The 19148-nt window shown below is 69.9% G+C and carries 16 protein-coding genes, 1 tRNA gene and 1 pseudogene; 14 read left to right on the top strand and 4 right to left on the bottom strand.

Annotated features, from left to right (window positions below):
• Window positions 1-12 precede the first annotated feature (12 nt).
• On the bottom strand, window positions 13-465 hold the full coding sequence (locus CRYAR_RS32375; RefSeq protein ID WP_035857025.1) for a winged helix-turn-helix transcriptional regulator: 453 nt from the start codon (window positions 463-465) through the stop codon (window positions 13-15).
• Between the two features lie 61 nt (window positions 466-526).
• Here CRYAR_RS32375 and CRYAR_RS32370 point away from each other — a divergent pair, with 61 nt between their 5' ends.
• The gene (locus CRYAR_RS32370) at window positions 527-1003 is read left to right on the top strand and encodes a PaaI family thioesterase (protein ID WP_035857024.1); all 477 of its coding nucleotides are present in this window, start codon (window positions 527-529) and stop codon (window positions 1001-1003) included.
• Window positions 1004-1109: 106 nt separating this feature from the next.
• Window positions 1110-3335 (top strand): glycosyltransferase family 39 protein, encoded by a 2226-nt coding sequence (locus tag CRYAR_RS32365; RefSeq protein WP_211247748.1) that lies wholly within the window; start codon window positions 1110-1112, stop codon window positions 3333-3335.
• A 13-nt stretch (window positions 3336-3348) separates the two neighbouring features.
• Here the strand turns inward: CRYAR_RS32365 and CRYAR_RS51005 are convergent, their stop codons facing one another.
• Window positions 3349-3564: an FmdB family zinc ribbon protein gene (locus CRYAR_RS51005; RefSeq protein ID WP_084702006.1), complete on the bottom strand. Its 216-nt coding sequence runs from the start codon at window positions 3562-3564 to the stop codon at window positions 3349-3351.
• Between the two features lie 116 nt (window positions 3565-3680).
• Between CRYAR_RS51005 and pyk the strand changes: the two genes are divergently transcribed.
• Window positions 3681-5096: a pyruvate kinase gene (pyk, locus tag CRYAR_RS32360; RefSeq protein WP_035857023.1), complete on the top strand. Its 1416-nt coding sequence runs from the start codon at window positions 3681-3683 to the stop codon at window positions 5094-5096.
• A gap of 50 nt (window positions 5097-5146) precedes the next feature.
• Here the strand turns inward: pyk and CRYAR_RS32355 are convergent.
• Window positions 5147-5232, bottom strand: a tRNA-Leu gene (locus CRYAR_RS32355).
• Window positions 5233-5460: 228 nt separating this feature from the next.
• On the opposite strand from CRYAR_RS32355, the gene CRYAR_RS32350 reads away from it, so the two are divergent.
• From CRYAR_RS32350 to CRYAR_RS32305, 10 genes and pseudogenes are all read left to right on the top strand, one after another.
• Complete coding sequence (locus CRYAR_RS32350; RefSeq protein ID WP_035857022.1) at window positions 5461-6096, top strand: ANTAR domain-containing response regulator; 636 nt, start codon at window positions 5461-5463, stop codon at window positions 6094-6096.
• A gap of 280 nt (window positions 6097-6376) precedes the next feature.
• Window positions 6377-7510 carry a branched-chain amino acid ABC transporter substrate-binding protein gene (locus CRYAR_RS32345; RefSeq protein ID WP_211247747.1) on the top strand — a complete coding sequence of 378 codons (1134 nt, stop codon included), beginning with the start codon at window positions 6377-6379 and terminating at the stop codon, window positions 7508-7510.
• A gap of 174 nt (window positions 7511-7684) precedes the next feature.
• Window positions 7685-8635, top strand: coding sequence for a branched-chain amino acid ABC transporter permease (locus tag CRYAR_RS32340; RefSeq protein ID WP_035857020.1), 951 nt, complete (start codon window positions 7685-7687; stop codon window positions 8633-8635).
• Between the two features lie 89 nt (window positions 8636-8724).
• Window positions 8725-9765 (top strand): annotated as a pseudogene (locus CRYAR_RS49220) (branched-chain amino acid ABC transporter permease); the annotation flags it as partial.
• Between the two features lie 469 nt (window positions 9766-10234).
• Window positions 10235-11071 (top strand): ABC transporter ATP-binding protein, encoded by an 837-nt coding sequence (locus tag CRYAR_RS32330; protein ID WP_342673882.1) that lies wholly within the window; start codon window positions 10235-10237, stop codon window positions 11069-11071.
• Window positions 11061-11777 carry an ABC transporter ATP-binding protein gene (locus CRYAR_RS32325; RefSeq protein ID WP_035857018.1) on the top strand — a complete coding sequence of 239 codons (717 nt, stop codon included), beginning with the start codon at window positions 11061-11063 and terminating at the stop codon, window positions 11775-11777. Before CRYAR_RS32330 ends, CRYAR_RS32325 begins: the two co-directional genes overlap by 11 nt.
• 139 nt (window positions 11778-11916) lie before the next feature.
• On the top strand, window positions 11917-12789 hold the full coding sequence (locus CRYAR_RS32320) for an ABC transporter substrate-binding protein (RefSeq protein WP_211247746.1): 873 nt from the start codon (window positions 11917-11919) through the stop codon (window positions 12787-12789).
• A 7-nt stretch (window positions 12790-12796) separates the two neighbouring features.
• Window positions 12797-13783, top strand: a complete 987-nt coding sequence (locus CRYAR_RS32315; RefSeq protein ID WP_051571232.1) for an amino acid ABC transporter permease — start codon at window positions 12797-12799, stop codon at window positions 13781-13783.
• A complete protein-coding gene (locus tag CRYAR_RS32310; protein WP_035857016.1) occupies window positions 13780-14544 on the top strand; it encodes an ATP-binding cassette domain-containing protein in 765 nt (254 codons plus the stop codon). The genes CRYAR_RS32315 and CRYAR_RS32310 overlap by 4 nt, the downstream gene beginning before the upstream one ends.
• Window positions 14545-14580: 36 nt before the next feature.
• On the top strand, window positions 14581-15951 hold the full coding sequence (locus CRYAR_RS32305) for a cytochrome P450 (RefSeq protein WP_051571231.1): 1371 nt from the start codon (window positions 14581-14583) through the stop codon (window positions 15949-15951).
• Here the strand turns inward: CRYAR_RS32305 and CRYAR_RS32300 are convergent.
• Window positions 15919-16329, bottom strand: coding sequence for a PaaI family thioesterase (locus CRYAR_RS32300; RefSeq protein ID WP_035857015.1), 411 nt, complete (start codon window positions 16327-16329; stop codon window positions 15919-15921). The genes CRYAR_RS32305 and CRYAR_RS32300 overlap by 33 nt on opposite strands.
• 52 nt (window positions 16330-16381) lie before the next feature.
• On the opposite strand from CRYAR_RS32300, the gene polA reads away from it, so the two are divergent.
• The gene (gene polA, locus CRYAR_RS32295) at window positions 16382-19060 is read left to right on the top strand and encodes a DNA polymerase I (protein ID WP_035857014.1); all 2679 of its coding nucleotides are present in this window, start codon (window positions 16382-16384) and stop codon (window positions 19058-19060) included.
• Window positions 19061-19148: the final 88 nt, after the last annotated feature.

The raw sequence follows: 19148 nt of genomic DNA, 5'->3' as shown, positions 1-19148 counted from the left end.
GAGGCGGTCGGGTCAGGTGGCGGGTGCGGAGGGGGTCGCGCGGACGTCGCGGGCGGTGACCGGGTCACCGCAGGTACCGCACGCGAGGGTGGGGGCGAGCGGCCCTTCGCAGTGCACGTGGGTGAGCCGCACCGGCGGCCCGCTGCCGTCGTCCATCCACCGATCGCCCCAACTCATCAGCGACACGATCACCGGATACAGCTCCAGCCCCTTCGCGGTGAGCCGGTACTCGTACCGGTCGGGTTTCTCGGCGTACCGCTCGCGCCGCAGCACGTCGTCGGCGGTGAGCTGCCGAAGCCGCTCGGCCAGCACCGGCCGCGACGCCCCGGTGCGCTGCTGGAAGTCCTCGAACCGCCGCACACCGCGGAACGACTCCCGCAACACGAGCATCGTCCAGCGCTCACCGACCACCGACAGCGTCCGGGCAATCGAGCACCGCTCCCCGCCGATCTCCGACCATCGCATCCCAAGATCCTATCTGAGCTGCTAGGTTCCGAAACAGAACTCACCGAGGCAGGGAGACGCCGTGACCACGACCCGACCGGGACAGTCGGATCCGTCCGCCCTTCACGGCCGGGCCGGCCTCTCCGGTCTCGAGCTCATCCGCGCGATCGCCACCGGCGAGGCCCCACCCCCGAACATCGCCCAGCTGCTGGGCATGCAGATGGTCGAGGCCGACGAGGGCCGCGTCGTGTTCACGCTCGACACCAGGCGGGAGTTCTCGAACCCGCTCGGCACCGTGCACGGCGGCATCCACGCCACGCTGCTCGACTCGGCGATGGGCTGCGCCGTGCACACCACGCTGCCCGCCGGCGTCGGCTACACCACGCTCGAACTGAAGGTCAACTACGTCAAAGCCATCACGTTGGACGCCGGAACGCTGACCTGCGTCGGCGAGGTGATCCACGTCGGGGGCCGGGTGGCCACCGCGGACGGCCGCGTCACCGACAGCGCCGGCAAACTCCTGGCCCACGCCACCACCACCTGCATGATCTTCCGGTAGGTGGGCCGCCCTGGGCGGGCTCCGGGTCAGAGCAACCGCCGAAGGCACAGGTTGTTCTGGGGTGTGACTCAGTCTGGTGCCAGGTTCGTCGTCGATCGTCGGCTCCGTGCTGGAGACTGCGACCGACGAACGAAGCTCGACCCCGGCGGCGACCACCCGCCCGCGCGACCCCGCCTGGGTCCGTCCCGCGCTGCTGGTGATCCTGGCGGTGGCGGCCCTGCTCTACCTCTGGGACCTCGGGGCGTCGGGCTGGTCCAACGACTTCTACGCCGCGGCGGTGCAGGCGGGCACGAAGAGCTGGACGTCGTTCTTCTTCGCCTCGTCCGACTGGGGCAACGTCATCACCGTCGACAAGCCACCGGCGGCGATGTGGGTGATGGCGCTGTCCGGGCGGATCTTCGGCTTCTCCAGCTGGAGCATGCTGGTGCCCGAGGCGCTGATGGGCGTGGCCTCGGTCTGGCTGCTCTACGCGGCCGTCCGCCGCTGGTCCGGCCCCGCGGCCGGCCTGGCCGCCGCCGCGTCGTTCGCGGTCACGCCGGTCGTCGTGCTCATGTTCCGGTTCAACAATCCGGACGCCCTGCTCGTGCTGCTGATGCTCGCGGCGGCGTACTGCGTGACGCGGGCCGTGGACGCGGCGGCGTCGCGGGGCGGCACGTGGTGGCTGGCGTTGGCCGGGGTCGCGCTGGGGTTCGCGTTCCTCACCAAGACCCTGCAGTCGTTCCTGGTGCTGCCGGCGCTGGCGCTGGTGTACCTGGTGTGCGCGCCGACCGGGCTCTGGCGGCGCATGGGGCAGCTGCTCGTCGGCGGGGCCGCGCTGGTCGTCGCGGCGGGGTGGTACGTCGTCGCGACGATGCTGTGGCCGGCGGAGAGCCGGCCCTACCTCGGCGGATCGGGGGACAACACGTTTCTGGGGCTCGCGTTCGGCTACAACGGGCTCGACCGGGTCGTCTCCGGGGGCGGAGGCGGCCCGGGCGGGGGGCCCGGCGGCGGTGGCTTCGGTGGCGGTGGCTTCGGCGGCGGTGGCTTCGGCGGCACGACCGGACTGACCCGGCTGCTCAACGAGCAGATGGGGACGCAGATCGCGTGGTTCCTGCCGGCGGCGGTGGTGGCGCTGGTGGCCGGGCTGTGGCTCACGCGGCGGGCGGCGCGTACCGACCGGGTGCGGGCCGGGTTGATCCTGTGGGGCGGGTGGCTGGTCGTGACCGCCGGGATCTTCAGCTACATGGAAGGCATCTTCCACTCGTACTACAACGTCGCGCTCGCGCCCGGGGTCGCGGCGACGCTCGCGATCGGTGGTCGTGAGCTCTGGCGGGTGCGGGGGAGCGTCGCCGGGCGGGTCGGGCTCGCGGGGCTGGTCGCGGTGTCGGCCTGGGTGGCGTGGGAGCTGCTCGGGCGCGCGGCCGACTGGAACCCCTGGCTGCGGTGGGTCGTGCTGGTCGCCGGGGTGCTCGGGGCGCTGGCGCTGCTCGTCGGGGCGCGTCCGGCTCGGCGGGTCGCGGTGGTCGGGGCCGCCGTCGGGGCCGTCGCCGTGCTGGCCGGGCCGGCCGCGTACGCCGCGCAGACCGCGGCGACCCCGCACACCGGCTCGACCCCGACCGCGGGCCCGGCGGGCACCGGCGGCTTCGGCGGCCCCGGCACCCGCCGAGGCCAGTTCCCCGGCGGCGACTTCCCCGGCGCCCCGAACCTCCCGGGCGGCAACGTCCCGAACGGCAACGTCCCGAACGGCAACGTCCCGAACGGCAACGTCCCGAACGGCAACGTCCCGAACGGCAACGTCCCGAACGGCAACGGTCCGGGCGGCACTGCGCAAGGCGGCAACCCGCCTGGCGGCACGGCGCCGGGTGGTACGGCGCCGGGTGGAACCGCGCCGGGTGGAACCGCGCCGGGTGGAACCGCGCCGGGTGGAACCGCGCCGGGTGGATCGGCGCCGGGCACTCCAGGTGCGAACGGTGGGCCGGGCTTCGGGCGCGGCGGGCAGGCCGACGCCGCAGTCGTCGCGCTGCTGAAGAAGACCACCACGAAGTGGGCCGCGGCCGCGATCGGCTCCCAGAGCGCCTCGGCCCTCCAGCTGGAGAGCGACCGCGCGGTCATCCCGATCGGCGGCTTCAGCGGCGGCGACCCCGCCCCCACGCTCGCCCGGTTCCAGCAGTGGGTCGCCGAAGGCCGGATCCACTACTTCGTCGGCGGCGGAATGGGCGGCGGTGGCCGGGGCGGTGGCCGGGGCGGTGACCGCGGCACCGCCGGCGCCATCTCCACCTGGGTGGAGCAGCACTACACCGCCACCACCGTCGGCAGCCAGACCGTTTACGACCTCACGAAACCGACGTCATGACGGCCGGGCGACCTCAGCCGCAGCAACCCCCGCCGCAGCACCCGCCCCCGGCCGATCCGGCCGGAGCCGGCGCGGACGCGCCCCCACCCACGGCGACGGCGGAGAACACCCGCGAGGTCGCCGCGTGACCCGCGGGGCACAACACCACCGACGGGGTGCTCTCGTGCACCGAACGTCGCACCTCAAAGGTGGTGCGACACTCCCGACAGCGGTACTCATATGCAGCCACGGGCACCACGATATCGCCGCCCCGGCACACGTCTCTCCGCCTATAGCACCCTAGTTGCCATCTATCAGCCACGGGAGGGATGTGAATCGGTTCACTAGGAGGGCTACCTTGACCTCATGACGCGTCGAGCCAAAATCGTGTGCACCATCGGACCGGCGACCGCGTCGTCAGAGCGCCTCCGCGCGCTGGTCGACGCCGGTATGAACATCGCCAGGCTGAACTTCAGCCACGGTGCACACGCCGACCACGAAGGGGTCTACCAACGGGTCCGGGAGGCCGCCGAGGCCACCGGCAAGGCGGTCGGTGTTCTCGCCGACCTGCAGGGACCCAAGATCCGCCTCGGTAAGTTCGCCGAGGGTCCTGTCGAGTGGAAGACCGGCGAGGTCGTCTCGATCACCACCGACGACATCCTCGGCGATCACGACCGGGTCTCCACCACCTACCGCAAGCTGGCCAACGAGGTCGCGATCGGCGACCGGCTGCTGATCGACGACGGCAAGCTGGCCCTCGAGGTCACCGGCGTCGAGGGCAACGACATCCGCTGCCTGGTTCTCGAGGGTGGTCCGGTCAGCAACAACAAGGGCCTCTCGCTGCCCAACGTGAAGATCAGCGTGCCCGCACTCTCGGAGAAGGACGCGGAGGACCTCCGCTTCGCCCTCCGTCTCGGCGCCGACATGATCGCGCTCTCCTTCGTCCGCTCGCCCGACGACATCAAGCTCGTCCACGCGATCATGGACGAGGAGGGCCGCCGGGTCCCGGTCATCGCGAAGATCGAGAAGCCCGAGGCGGTCGACCACCTCGAGCAGATCGTGCTGGCGTTCGACGGGCTGATGGTCGCCCGCGGCGACCTGGGCGTCGAGCTCCCGCTGGAGCAGGTGCCGCTGGTGCAGAAGCGCGCGATCCAGCTGGCGCGTGAGAACGCCCGCCCGGTGATCGTCGCGACCCAGATGCTCGACTCGATGATCGAGAACTCGCGCCCGACCCGCGCGGAGACCTCCGACGTCGCGAACGCCGTCCTCGACGGCGCCGACGCGCTGATGCTCTCGGCCGAGACCAGCGTCGGGCGCTACCCGATCCTCACCGTCCGCACGATGGGCAAGATCATCGAGACGGTCGAGGAGTCGAAGACGCCGGTCCCGTCGCTGCTGCACGCGCCGAGGACGCAGGGTGGCGCCATCGCGGCCGCCGCGCGCCAGATCGGCGAGGTCATCGAGGCCAAGGCCCTGGTGGCGTTCACGCTCACCGGCGACACCGTGCGCCGCGTCGCCCGTCTGCACACCCAGCTGCCGCTGCTCGCGTTCACACCGATCGAGAGCGTGCGCAACCAGCTCGCGCTGTCCTGGGGTGTCGAGACGTTTCTCTCACCGTCGGTCGAGCACACCGACGACATGGTGAAGCAGGTCGACACGCTGCTGCAGGAGGCCGGCTGGTGCTCGCAGGGCGACAGCGTCGTCATCGTCGCGGGCACGCCGCCGAACCAGGCCGGCGCGACCAACACCGTCCGCGTCCACCGGATCGGGTCATTGGGCTGAACCCATTCAGAACAAAAGGCCTGGCCGCTGCGGCGGCCAGGCCTTTCCGGTGGTGCCGGGAGCGGGATTCGAACCCGCACGCCCTTTCGGGCAGACGCTTTTGAGGCGTCCGAGTCTGCCATTCCTCCATCCCGGCGGGGTGGTGAGCATGAGTTACCACCGCGCGACCTGCCTCCGCAACATCTGCGCACTGTGAATCGGGCAGCCGAAAGAGACCGGCAGCCGGTTCACGGCCCGCGCACGGAAGCTCTGACAGCTTAGCCCGGTACGCTGCTCGCCAGCAGGCACCATCAGCCGTCGGTCTCCGACACCCCGCGACCCGGGGTGCGCGAGCACGGCTCCACGTCAACCCAGAGGAGGCCCCATGGCTGAGTCTCCGGCGTCCAACCCGGCTTCGGCCGCCGCCGAAACCGCAGCTACGACGCGACGCGTCCTCATCGCCGAGGACGAGGCACTGATCCGCCTCGATCTGAAGGAGATGCTGGTCGAAGAGGGCTACGAGGTGGTCGGTGAGGCCGGTGACGGCCAGAAGGCGATCGAGCTCGCCGAAGAGCTCCGCCCCGACCTGGTGATCCTGGACGTCAAGATGCCGGTGCTCGACGGGCTGGCCGCCGCCGAGCGCATCGCCGGCGACCGCATCGCGCCGGTGGTGATTCTCACCGCGTTCAGCCAGCGCGACCTGGTCGAGCGGGCCCGCAGCGCGGGCGCGATGGCCTACCTGGTCAAGCCGTTCCAGAAGAAGGACCTGCTGCCCACCATCGAGATGGCGGTGTCGCGCTTCGCCGAGATCACCGCGCTCGAGAAGGAGGTCACCGACCTCACCGAGCGCCTCTCCACCCGCAAGGTGATCGAGCGGGCCAAGGGGCTGCTCCAGGAGCAGGGCATGAGCGAGCCGGAGGCGTTCCGCTGGATCCAGCGCACCGCCATGGACCGCCGGACCACGATGAAACTGGTCGCCGAAACCATCGTGGAAACGCAGACGCAACGAGCCGGTAGTTGAGGCGGTAGTAGTCCTTTCGGGCACCCGGTCGTCCCAATTGGGTAACGGCCGGGTTGTCACTCTCTGCTGGTCAGACGCACGACGTGCGGATTTCGCCCCAACGCGAGCTTTCTTCTGATCACTTTGCTGTTACGACGTCCAACAAGGCTGGTCAGAGCAGTGACGGCACTCCTATAGTCCCTCCCACACAGGGGGATGCGGATTCGTGCCGAGAGCGGTGACGGACGGCATGCCCACGTTTAGTGGAGGTTTACTCGTGCGTCTTCGCAACCTCGCGCGCGTGGCGGCTGTCAGTGCCGCTGTCGCGCTCGCCATCACCGGCTGCAGTAGCGGCGGTGACGACGAGGGCGGGTCGTCCGCCAGCGGCGGCGACAAGGCCTGTGACCTGATCATCGGGTTCGTCGGGCCGCAGACCGGCGACAACGCGGCGCTCGGGATCAACATCTCGAACGGGGCCCAGCTGGCCGTCGACCAGTACAACGAGAAGAACGCGGACTGCAAGGTCACGCTGAAGAAGTACGACTCCGAGGGCAAGCCCGAGAAGGCTTCCACGGTCGTTCCCGAGGTCGTCCAGGACGAGAAGATCATCGGCGTCGTCGGCCCGGCGTTCTCGGGTGAGACCAAGGCGACCGGCCCGACGTTCGAGGAGGCCGGTCTCCCGATCATCTCCGCCTCGGCGACGAACCCGGCGCTGTCGGAGAACGGCTGGAAGATCTTCCACCGCGTTCTCGGTAGCGACAACGCGCAGGGCCCGCAGGCCGCGAAGTACATCAAGGAAGACCTGAAGGCCACGAAGGTCTACGTCGTCGACGACGCGTCGGAGTACGGCAAGGGCCTCGCCGACATCGTCAAGAAGGACCTCGGCAGCGCCGTGGTCAAGTCGCAGACGATCCAGGACGGTCAGACCGACTTCTCCGCGGTCGTCACCGACATCCGCTCGTCCGGTGCCACCGCCGTGTACTTCGGTGGTTACTACGACGAGGCCGGTCTGCTCCGCAAGCAGCTGAGCCAGGCCGGTGGCCAGGCGATCACGATGATCGCCGGCGACGGTGTGAAGGACGTCAAGTTCGTCGACGGTGCCGGTGCGGCCGCCGCTGAGGGCACCATCGTCACCTGCCCGTGCCTCCCGCCGGAGAAGGCCCCGGGCACGTTCTTCGACGACTACAAGAAGGCCTTCAGCGCCGACCCGTCGACCTACTCGGCCGAGGCGTACGACGCCGCGACCGTGTTCCTCGACGGCATCGCCGACGGCAAGAAGACCCGCGCCGAGATGCTCGAGTTCGTGAACGCCTACGACAAGCAGGGCATCACGAAGCAGGTCAAGTTCGACGACAAGGGTGAGGTCGCCGACAAGGGCGTCTGGGCCTACAAGTTCGAGGGCGGCAAGATCGTCGCGCTCAAGGAGATCAAGTAGTTTCGCCGGGCCGGATCGTATTTCCGGCCCGCCTGATCTTCTCCTGAGTAACGACGAGGCCGGGCGCCGGCACCGAGCGGCGCCCGGCCTTCGTCGTGCAAGGCCAGGCGTTGCCGCCACGAACGGCAGCGTCACCCTGTAGCCCCTCGAACCCACCGGTTGGAACTTTGGCAGATGGACTTCTCTGCACTCTTCGATAACTTCGGTCAGCTGACAGCGACCGGCTTCACCCAGGGGGCGATCTATGCGCTCGTCGCCCTGGGGTACACGCTCGTGTACGGCGTCCTGCGCCTGATCAACTTCGCGCACTCCGAGGTGTTCGTCACCGGCACCTTCGCGGCGATCCTCACCCTTCGACTGGTGGGTGTCGGCGCGGACGAGGCGGTGCCGAGCGTCGCGATCGTGATCGCGGTGATCTTCGCGGCCGTGGTCGCCGCGATGGCCGCGTCGGGTGCCACCGCGCTGATCGTCGAGCGGGTCGCGTACCGCCCGCTGCGTAAGCGCAACGCGCCGCCCCTGGTCTTCCTGATCAGCGCGATCGGCGCGTCGATCGCGATCTCGGAGGCGTTCGGCGTCTTCTACAGCCGCGACAACGTGCCGGTCGGCAACCTGATCGAGCCCTCGACGCAGTTCGAGCTCCTCGGCGCGTCGATCACGAACCAGATGATCCTGGTCGTCGTCGCCGCGTTCGGCGTCATGATCCTGCTCGACACGATCATCAACCGGACCCGGCTCGGCCGCGGTATCCGGGCGGTGGCCATGGACCCGGACGCCGCCGCGCTGATGGGCGTCAACAAGGACCGCGTCATCGCGTGGACGTTCGTCCTCGGCGGTCTGATGGCCGGTGTCGCCGCGGTGCTCTACAACCTGCAGTTCGGCGTCACGAAGTTCAACGCGGGCTTCCTGCTGGGCCTCAAGGCGTTCACCGCCGCGGTGCTCGGCGGTATCGGTAACCTGCGCGGCGCGCTGCTCGGCGGGCTGCTGCTGGGTCTGGTCGAGAACTGGGGACAGGCGGTGATCGGGTCGCAGTGGCGTGACGTCATCGCGTTCGTCTTCCTGATCCTGGTCCTGATGTTCCGGCCGACCGGTCTGCTCGGCGAGTCGCTGGGGAGGGCCCGCGCATGACTCAGGACACTCTGGCTCCGCCGGCGCCCGCCACCGGGTCGCCGCTGCTGCGGGTCGCGGACGCGATCGCCGATCGGCGCTCCGCGGCCATGGGCTCGTTCCGGTCCCGGTTCGGCCGGCTGCCCACCCCGGCCCGGTACGTCCCGGCCGCGGTACTGCTGATCGTGCTGGTGCTGCTCCCGGTCTGGGACAAGAGCCTGCGCGCGTCCACCGGTTCCGGCATCCCGGTCATCGGTACGCCCAACACGAGCTTCTCGGGCGTCTTGTTCCTGGTCGGCGCGTTCGCGCTCTGCGCGATCGGCCTGAACGTCGTCGTCGGCTTCGCCGGTCTGCTCGACCTCGGGTACGTCGGCTTCTACGCGGTCGGCGCCTACACGGTGTCGGTGTTCGGGTCGCCCTCCAGCGATCTCGCCACCGCCTACCCGTGGCTGATCTGCGTGCCGATCGGCATCGCGATCGCGATGGTCGCCGGCGTCATCCTCGGTGGCCCGACGCTGCGCCTGCGCGGCGACTACCTGGCCATCGTGACGCTCGGCTTCGGTGAGATCGTCCGGCTGGCCGCGGTCAACACGTCGTGGCTCGGCAACCGGTCGGGTATCTCGAACATCCCGAAGCCGCCCGGCGAGAAGGCCGACGGCTCGAAGCTGTTCGGCGTCGTCGACATCACGCCGTTCTACTGGCTGATCCTGGCGTTCATCATCGTCATCCTGGTGCTCATCTCGAACCTGGAGCGCAGCCGCGTCGGCCGCGCCTGGCTCGCGATCCGCGAGGACGAGGACGCCGCCGAGCTGATGGGCGTCCCGACGTTCCGGTTCAAGCTCTGGGCGTTCGCGATCGGTGCGGCGGTCGGTGGCATCTCCGGCGGTATCTTCGCCAGCCGCCAAGGCTTCATCAACCCCGACACGTTCGACGTCCTGACCTCGATCCTGTTCCTCGCCGCGGTCGTGATCGGCGGCTCCGGCAACAAGTTCGGCGTCATCCTCGGTGCGGTCATCGTCGTCTACGTCCCGGAGCGCCTGCGCGGCTTCGACGAGACGCTGTTCGGCGCCTGGTTCGTGGTGCTGATCGTGGCGCTGCTGGTCGCGCTGATCTCCCAGCGGCGGAAGCTGCTGAGCACCACGGCGCGGGCGATCGCGACGATCGTCGGCGGCCTGCTCGGCTTCGTGGTCGCGGTGTCGGTCGGCACCCAGTTGCACTCGATCGTGACCGACGTCGGTACCGACAACCCGACGCGGCTGCTGGTCGGGTCCGTCGTCGTCGTCGCGATCGTGGGAATCGTGGTGACCCGGCTGGTCGGCCTCGCGTCGGGCGACGGAGCCAAGACCGTGGCACTCTTCCTGGGAGCCTTCGTCACGGTGCTGCTCGGGGCGGTCGCTCCGTACGTGTTCGACGAGATCGGGGACGGTGTCCAGGCGCTGCGGTACTTCGCCTTCGGCGTCGCCCTGATCGTGATGAGCGTGTTCCGCCCGCAGGGTCTGCTGCCCAACCGGCGCCGTGCGACCGAACTCGCCGACCGGAAGAAGGAGGTGGCGGCCGGTGTCAACGCCTGAGAACGCCCCCGAGACGAACGGCGTCGTCCCGGACGCACCGCCGCCGGCGATCGACGAGAGCGTCGATCTGCCGGAGCCCGAGGCACATGTCAGCGTCGGCGAGAAGCTGCTCGAGATGCGTGACGTCACGTTGCGCTTCGGCGGGGTCACGGCGCTCAACGGCGTCGACTTCGCGATCAACCGGGGCGAGATCCTCGGTCTGATCGGGCCCAACGGTGCCGGCAAGACCACGTGCTTCAACGTGATGACCGGCGTCTACCAGCCGACCGACGGTGAGGTCTGGTTCGACGGCAAGAAGCTGGGCCGGCGCAAGAAGTTCCAGATCACCCGCCTCGGCATCGCCCGGACGTTCCAGAACATCCGGTTGTTCCCCGAGATGAGCGCGCTCGAGAACGTCATGGTGGGGGCCGACGCCCGCCACAAGACGAGCGTGCCCGGTGCGGTCTTCCGCCTCTCCCCGCGGCACTTCCGCGAGGAGAGGGACGGCCGCGAGCGGGCGATGGAGCTGCTCCAGTTCGTCGGGATCGCCGACCAGGCGTACTCGTCGGCACGCAACCTGCCCTACGGCTACCAGCGTCGTCTGGAGATCGCCAGGGCGCTGGCCACCGAGCCGACGCTGCTCTGCCTGGACGAGCCGGCCGCCGGCTTCAACCCGGCCGAGAAGGCCGAACTGATGGACCTGATCCGGGCGATCCGGGACCAGGGGTACACGGTCCTGCTGATCGAGCACGACATGCGGCTGGTCATGGGAGTGACCGACCGGATCGTCGTCCTCGAGTTCGGCAAGAAGATCGCCGAGGGCACGCCGGCCGAGGTCCGCGACAACCCCGCGGTCATCGCCGCCTACCTCGGTGTGCCGGAGGAGGAGCCGACCGATGTTGCTTGAGATCAACGACCTCGCGGTCGCCTACGGGCGGATCGAGGCACTGCACGGGATCTCGATCCAGGTCGAGGCGGGCGAGATCGTCACGCTGATCGGCGCCAACGGCGCCGGGAAGAGCACGACGATGCGCGCGATCTCCGGTCTGCGACCGGCGACCCGCGGCAGCATCGTGTTCGACGGCGAGGACATCACCACGCTGCGCGCGGACCTGCGTGTGACGCGGGGCATCTCGCAGGCACCGGAAGGCCGGGGAATCTTCGCCGGCATGACGGTGGCCGAGAACCTCGACATGGGAACGTACGCCCGCAAGGACCTGCGTGGCCGGGCTCGGGAAGAAGGCCTCGAGCGCGTGTTCACGCTGTTCCCGCGGCTGGCGGAGCGGCGTACCCAGATCGCCGGGACGATGTCGGGCGGTGAGCAGCAGATGCTCACGATCGGCCGGGCCCTGATGGCGCGTCCGCGGTTGCTGCTCCTCGACGAGCCGTCGATGGGGCTGGCGCCGATGCTCATCGCGCAGATCTTCCGCATCATCAAGGAGATCAACGAGCAGGGCACCACGGTGCTCGTCGTCGAGCAGAACGCCCAGCAGGCGCTCTCGATCGCCGACCGCGCCTACATCCTGGAGACCGGCTCGATCGTCAAGAGCGGTCAGGGACGTGACATGCTCGGCGACCCCGCGATCAAGGCCGCCTACCTGGGCGTCGCATAACCCCATGCAAGGCCCGCGGGCCGGCTCAGCGCAGAAGCCGGCCCGCGGTGGCATTCCCGCCGGTTCCCTCGACCCGGCGCCAGTTATCCACCGGGAGGTAACTCCAATGCGCTCGCTCCCCGTCGGCCGTGGCCGTCGAATGTTCGCCACCGTGGCGGTGCTGACCGCCGTCGCGGCCGGCCTGGCCGGCTGTGGCGACGACCCCAGCACCAGCACCGCCGAGTCGTCGTCGGCTCCGAGCGCCTCGGCCGACACCGACCTCGCCTCGAAGGTGCCGGACGCGCTCAAGACCGACGGCAAGCTCCTGGTCGGCGTCGACTCGTCGTACGCCCCGAACGAGTTCCTCGCCGAGGACGGCAAGACCATCCAGGGCTTCGACATCGACCTGTTCACCGCGGTCGCCCAGAAGCTCGGCCTGAAGGCGGAGTTCCAGACCGCGGACTTCGACGCGATCATCCCGGGCATCAGCTCGGGCAAGTACGAGGTCGGCGTCTCGTCGTTCACGATCAACGACGAGCGCAAGAAGACCGTCGACATGATCAGCTACTTCAACGCCGGCACCCAGTGGGCGGCGAAGAAGGGCGCGAGCATCGACATCGAGAACGCGTGCGGCAAGAAGATCGCCGTCCAGCAGGGCACCGTCCAGGTCGAGGACATCACCGCCCGCTCGAAGAAGTGCACCACCGCCGGCAAGCCGGCGATCAAGATCGACCAGTACGACGGACAGGACCAGGCCACCGCGGCCGTCGTGTCGGGCAAGGACGAGGCCACGCTGGCCGACTCGCCGATCGCCGCGTACGCGGTGGAGAAGACGAACGGGCAGCTCGAGCTCGTCGGCGACATCTACGACGCCGCGCCCTACGGCTACGTGGTGAAGAAGGCGCAGGGCGACTTCAGCCAGGCGGTGGCTGACGCGACGAAGGCGCTGATCGCCGACGGCAGCTACAAGACGATCCTGGAGAAGTGGGGCGTCGAAGCGGGCGCGATCACCGACCCGGCCGTCAACCCCTGATCCGGCCGTGAGTTCGCCGGAGGACGGTTCCCCGGCTTCCCCCGCGGCGGGCGCTTCGGCGTCCGCCGCGCGGGTCCGTCCGGAGCCGATCGCAGCCGTTCCCGTCCGCCACCCCGGCCGCTGGGTCGCGGTCGTCGTCATCGCGCTCCTGGTCGTGATGTTCGCCCACATGCTGGTGACCAACCCCGCGTTCCAGTGGGAGTTCATGGTCAACCACATGTTCCGGACGCCGATCATCGAGGGTGTCCGCACCACGCTGATCATGACCGTGCTGGCCATGGTGATCGGCGTGCTGATCGGCACGCTCGTCGCCGTGATGCGGCTCTCGCCGAACCCGATCCTCGCCGGCGCGGCCTGGTTCTACACCTGGTTCTTCCGCGCGGTGCCGCGGTACGTGCTGCTCGTGCTCTGCGGCAACCTCGGCATCCTCTACGCGCGCTTCGAGTTCGGGATCCCGTTCGACCGGCAGCTCGGTAACCTGTTCGGCTTCGACCTGGACGGGCGGTTCTTCGGTTTCAGCGCGAACGAGTGGCTGGCCGGGTTCACCGCCGGTCTGATCGGTCTCGCGCTCTCCGAGGGCGCGTACATGGCCGAGATCGTCCGGGCCGGCATCCAGTCGGTCGACCCGGGGCAGAACGAGGCGGCGCAGGCGCTGGGCATGTCCCGGCCGCTGACGATGCGTCGGATCGTGCTGCCGCAGGCGATGCGCGTGGTCGTGCCGCCGACCGGCAACGAGACGATCGCGATGCTCAAGGACACCTCGCTGCTGACCGCGGTGCCGGTCACCAACGAGCTGTTCTTCCAGCTCCGCGAGGTCGGGTCGCGCACGTTCCAGGTGTTCCCGATGCTCGTCTCGGCCTGCCTGTGGTACCTGGCGCTGTCCAGCATCCTGATGATCGGTCAGTACTTCCTGGAGCGGTACTTCGGCCGCGGGTTCGGGCTGCAGCAGCCCCGGCGGCGGCTGGGCATCCGCGGGGGAGCGGGGGGCGCATGAGTACTCCAATGGTTCTGTCCGACAACGTCCACAAGTCGTTCGGCAGCCTCGAAGTGCTCAAGGGGATCGACCTGAGGGTCGACCCCGGCGAGGTGATGTGCATCCTCGGCCCGTCCGGGTCGGGGAAGTCGACGTTCCTGCGGTGCATCAACCACCTGGAGAAGATCAACGCCGGAAAGCTCTGGGTCGACGGTGAGCTGGTCGGCTACCGGGAGCGCGGCGGCAAGCTGCACGAGCTGTCGGAGAAGCACATCGCGGCCCAGCGGCGGGACATCGGCATGGTGTTCCAGCGCTTCAACCTGTTCCCGCACAAGACGGTGCTCGACAACGTCATCGAGGCGCCGGTGCAGGTCAAGAGGGAGCGGAAGGCGGACGCGCGGGACCGCGCCCGGACGCTGCTCGACCGGGTCGGCCTGGGTGACAAGGTCGACAACTACCCGGCGCAGCTCTCCGGCGGACAGCAGCAGCGGGTGGCGATCGCCCGGGCGCTCGCCATGCGTCCGAAGCTGATGCTGTTCGACGAGCCCACGTCGGCGCTCGACCCGGAGCTGGTCGGCGAGGTGCTCGACGTCATGCGCTCGCTCGCCGAGGACGGCATGACGATGGTCGTCGTCACGCACGAGATCGGGTTCGCCCGCGAGGTCGGCGACAGCCTGGTGTTCATGGACGGCGGTGTGGTGGTCGAGTCGGGCCCGCCGCGCGAGGTCATCAACAACCCGCAGCACGAACGCACCAAGACGTTCCTCTCGAAGGTGCTCTGAGCTATATCGCCATCCCTGGATGGTAACGTCCGAGCCATGAGCATCGGCCCGTCGATCACGCTGCGGGAGCGGCGCCGCACCTCGCGAGGGGGCGGCGTTCCGCTCCCGCCGGGGCCGGGGTTCTCGCTGGACCGGCTGGCCGGCTTCCGGCGCGAGACCATGCCCTGGACGATGCGCGCGGTCGCCCGGCGCTGGCCGGGCGTCGCCTACCTCGGGGTGCCCGGCCGGCACCTCTACCTCGTCTCCGACCCGGAGCTGGTCCGCCAGGTGCTGGTGACCGACGGCCGGAAGGTCGACAAGGGCGAGGCGCTGCGCACGGCGAACATCGTGCTCGGCGAGGGTCTGATCACCGCCCGCCGGGCCCTGCACCTGCCGCGGCGCCGCCTGGTCAACCCGGCGTTCGCCCACGCGCGGATGGCGGGCTACGCCACCGGCATGCTCGACGCCACCCGCGCCACCGACGCCCGCTGGCGGGACGGCGCGCACGTGGACCTGAGCCGGGAGATGTCCCGGCTCACGCTCGACGTCATCGGCCGCACCGTCCTCGGGGCCGAGCTGGACTGGCAGCACGTGGGCAAGGAGCTCACGATCGCGATGCGCGGCTGGGAGGCGCTGATGGTGCCGGGCGGTGCCTGGTACCTGAAGCTCCCGCTGGGCGCGCCCCGCCGGTTCTGGGCGGCGGCCGACAACCTCCACGCGGTGGTGCGGCGGGTGCTCGCCGGGGAGACCGCGGACAGCGTCGTCACCGAGATGAGGAAGGCCCGCGACGACGGCGCCGCACTCGACGACGCCGCGATGCACGACGAGACGATGAACCTGATGCTCGCCGGGCACGAGACCACCGCGTTGGCGCTGACCTGGGCGTTCTGGCTGCTCGCCCGGCACCCGGCCGAGGCCGCCGCCTTACGCGAGTCGCTGCCCGACGCCGATCCCGGCTACGGCGACCTGCGCGAACTGCACTACGCCTACGCGGTGGTGGCGGAGACGCTCCGGCTGTTCCCGCCGGCCTGGATCCTCGAGCGCGAGGTCGAGCAGGACCTCGCCCTCGGTGGCTGGACGATTCCCGCCGGGGCGACCGTGCTCGCGTCGCAGTTCGTGCTCCACCGCGACCCGCGGTTCTGGCCCGAGCCGGACGTGTTCGCGCCGGTGCGGTGGCTGGACGCGGACGGTCGCTTCAGCGAGGACAACCCGGGCGTGCCGCGCGGCGCCTGGTACCCGTTCGGCGCCGGCACCCGGATCTGCATCGGCGAGTCGTTCGCCTGGACCGAGGCGGTGCTGGTGCTCGCCGCGCTGGCCCGCCGCTGGTCGTTCCGGGTGGACCCGGGCCACCGGATGGCGCTGCACGCGGCGATCACGCTGCGTCCGGCCGGTGGGCTACCGGGCATTGTGGAGCGTGTCGACGCCTAGGTTCGCCAGGCGCACCTGGCCGCGGGCGACGAGTTTGCCGTCCGCGTCGTGGGTCTCGACCAGCCAGACCTGCTGCGAGCGGCCGCGGTGGACCGGCGTGGCCACCGATCGCAGCTGGGCGCCCTCGGTGGTGGGCCGGTAGAAGTCCGTGGTGTTCGTGGCCCCGACGACCTGGCCGCGGTCGGAGAGCCAGACGGCGGCCCCGGTGCTGGCCAGGCTCTCGACGATCGCGCAGTGCACACCGCCGTGCAGGATCCCGTAGGGCTGCAGCAGGTCGGCCCGCACCGTCCAGGAGGCGGAGATCTCGTCCGCCGTGACGGTCTCGAGTTCCAGCCCGAGGAATTTGGCGAACGGGCCGAGATCATCGCTGGTGAACATGGCACTTAGCCTAGGCGCGAGTTTTGTCGGTGGTCTTGACTAGGCTCGGGGTGTGAGCCAGACCGCCTCCCGACTGCTCCTGCTCGACGGCCACTCGTTGGCGTACCGGGCGTTCTTCGCGCTGCCGGTGGAGAATTTCTCCACCACCACCGGGCAGCCGACGAACGCCGTGTACGGCTTCACGTCGATGCTGATCAACGTGCTGCGTGACGAGAAACCCACGCACCTCGGCGTGGCGTTCGACGTCTCCAGGACGTCGTTCCGCACCGAGGCGTACGCGGAGTACAAAGCCGGCCGTTCGGAGACACCGTCGGACTTCAAGGGCCAGGTCAGCCTGATCCAGGAAATTCTGGACGCGCTGCAGATCCCGTTCCTCAGCGTCGAGGGCTACGAGGCCGACGACATCCTGGCGACGCTGGCCACCGAGGCGAACGCCGCCGGGGCCGAGGTGCTGATCTGCAGCGGCGACCGGGACGCGTTCCAGCTCGTCAACGACAAGACCACGGTGCTCTACCCGCGGAAGGGCGTCTCCGACCTGGCCCGGATCGATCCGGCCGAGGTCGTCGCCCGCTACGGCGTACCGCCGGCGCTCTACCGCCACCTGGCCGCGCTGGTCGGCGAGACCAGCGACAACCTGCCCGGTGTGCCGAAGGTCGGCCCGAAGACGGCGGCGAAGTGGCTCACCCAGTACGGCTCGCTCGAAGGCCTGGTCGAGCACGTCGACGAGGTGAAGGGCATGGCCGGTGAGAACCTGCGCACGCACCTGGCCGACGTCCTGCGCAACTACCAGATCAACGCGCTGATGACCGAGCTCGAGCTGCCGCTGCACCTGGCCGACCTGGAGCGTCGCGCGTGGGACCGGGAGCAGGTCCACCAGGTCTTCGACACGCTGCAGTTCCGCGTCCTGCGCGACCGCCTCTACGCGACGCTCGAGTCCGCCGAGCCGGAGGCCGATTCGACGATCGAGGTCACCGGCGAACTGCTGGGGGCCGACGCGGTCGGGCCGTGGCTCGCCGCGCACGCGCCGGTCGGCGTCCGCACCGGGGTGGCGTTCGACGGGAAGTGGGGCCGCGGCAGCGGTGAGCTGACCGCGGTCGGGGTGGCCGGTGCCGACGGAGCCGGGGCCTGGTTCGACCCGTCGCAGCTCACCTCGGCCGACGACCAGGCGGTCGCGGCCTGGCTCGCCGACGAGACCCGGCCCAAGGCGATCCACGACCTGAAGGGTCCGCTGCTGGCGCTGACCGCCCGCGGCTGGAGCATCGAGGGTGTCACCGCCGACACCGCGCTGATCGCCTACCTGGTCAAGCCCGACAACCGCACGTACGACCTGGCCGACCTCGCCCTCCGGTATCTCCGGCGCGAGCTGCGTGCCGAGGGTTCCGGCGACGGTCAGCTCTCACTCGACGGGCTGGACGAGAACGCCGAGAAGAACCACCTGATGGAGCGGGCGCAGGCCACCAGCGAGCTCGCCGAGGCGCTGGTGCAGGAGCTCGACCAGCGCGGCGGCACGGCGCTGCTCACCGGCGTCGAGCTGCCGCTGGTGCGCGTGCTGGCCGGCATGGAACGCGTCGGTATCGCCGCCGACACCGCGCACCTGGCCGATCTCGAGTCGCACTTCGCCGCCGAGGTGAAGGCCGCCGCGCAGGCCGCCTACGGGGTGATCGGGCGCGAGTTCAACCTGGGGTCGCCGAAGCAGCTGCAGGTCATCCTGTTCGACGAGTTGGGCCTGCCGAAGACCAAGCGGATCAAGACCGGCTACACCACCGACGCCGACTCGCTGCAGTGGCTCTACGCGCAGACCGAACACCCGCTGCTCGAGCACCTGCTGCGTCACCGGGACGTCGCGAAGCTCAAGACCACTGTCGACGGTCTGCTGAAGACCGTCGCCGACGACGGCCGCATCCACACCACGTACAACCAGACGATCGCGGCCACCGGGCGGCTCTCGTCCACCGACCCGAACCTGCAGAACATCCCGGTACGCACCCAGGAGGGGCGCACGATCCGGAAGGCGTTCGTCGTGGGGGAGGGGTACGAGACCCTGCTCACGGCCGACTACAGCCAGATCGAGATGCGCATCATGTCGCACCTCTCGGCCGACCCGACGCTGATCGAGGCGTTCACGTCCGGGCACGACTTCCACGCGGCCACCGCGGCCAGCGTGTTCGGCGTCGAGCCCACCGCGGTCAGCGGCGAGCAGCGCAGCAAGATCAAAGCGATGAACTACGGCCTGGCGTACGGGCTCTCGGCGTACGGGCTCTCCCAGCAGCTCGGCATCACCACCGAGGAGGCGCGGGCGCTGATGACCGACTACTTCGAACAGTTCGGCGGCGTGCGTGACTACCTGTCCGCGGTGGTGGCGCGGGCCCGCGGCGAGGGGTACACCGAGACGATGATGGGGCGGCGGCGGTACCTGCCCGACCTCAACAGCGACAACCGGCAGCGGCGCGAGATGGCCGAGCGGATGGCGCTCAACGCCCCGATCCAGGGCTCGGCCGCCGACATCATCAAGGTCGCGATGCTCGCGGTCGACAAGCGCCTGCGCGAGGAAGGGCTGCGGTCGCGGCTGCTGCTCCAGGTGCACGACGAGCTCGTGTTCGAGACCGCCGCCGGCGAGCGCGAGGCGCTCGAGGCCCTGGTCCGCGACGCGATGGGCGCGGCCTACCCGTTGGACCTGCCGCTCGACGTGAGCGTCGGCTCCGGCCGCACCTGGGACGACGCCGCCCACTGAACCGTGGGCGGCCCGCCCAGGACGACGCTGCCAGGCGAGCGCGAACCCTTGAGTATCAGCTATACGCGGCGGATTCGCGCTCGACTGG

Source organism: Cryptosporangium arvum DSM 44712 (assembly GCF_000585375.1).
Classification (GTDB): domain Bacteria; phylum Actinomycetota; class Actinomycetes; order Mycobacteriales; family Cryptosporangiaceae; genus Cryptosporangium; species Cryptosporangium arvum.
The sequence above is the reverse complement of the archived record's forward strand: the minus strand, read 5'-3'. Positions and strand labels throughout refer to the sequence as shown.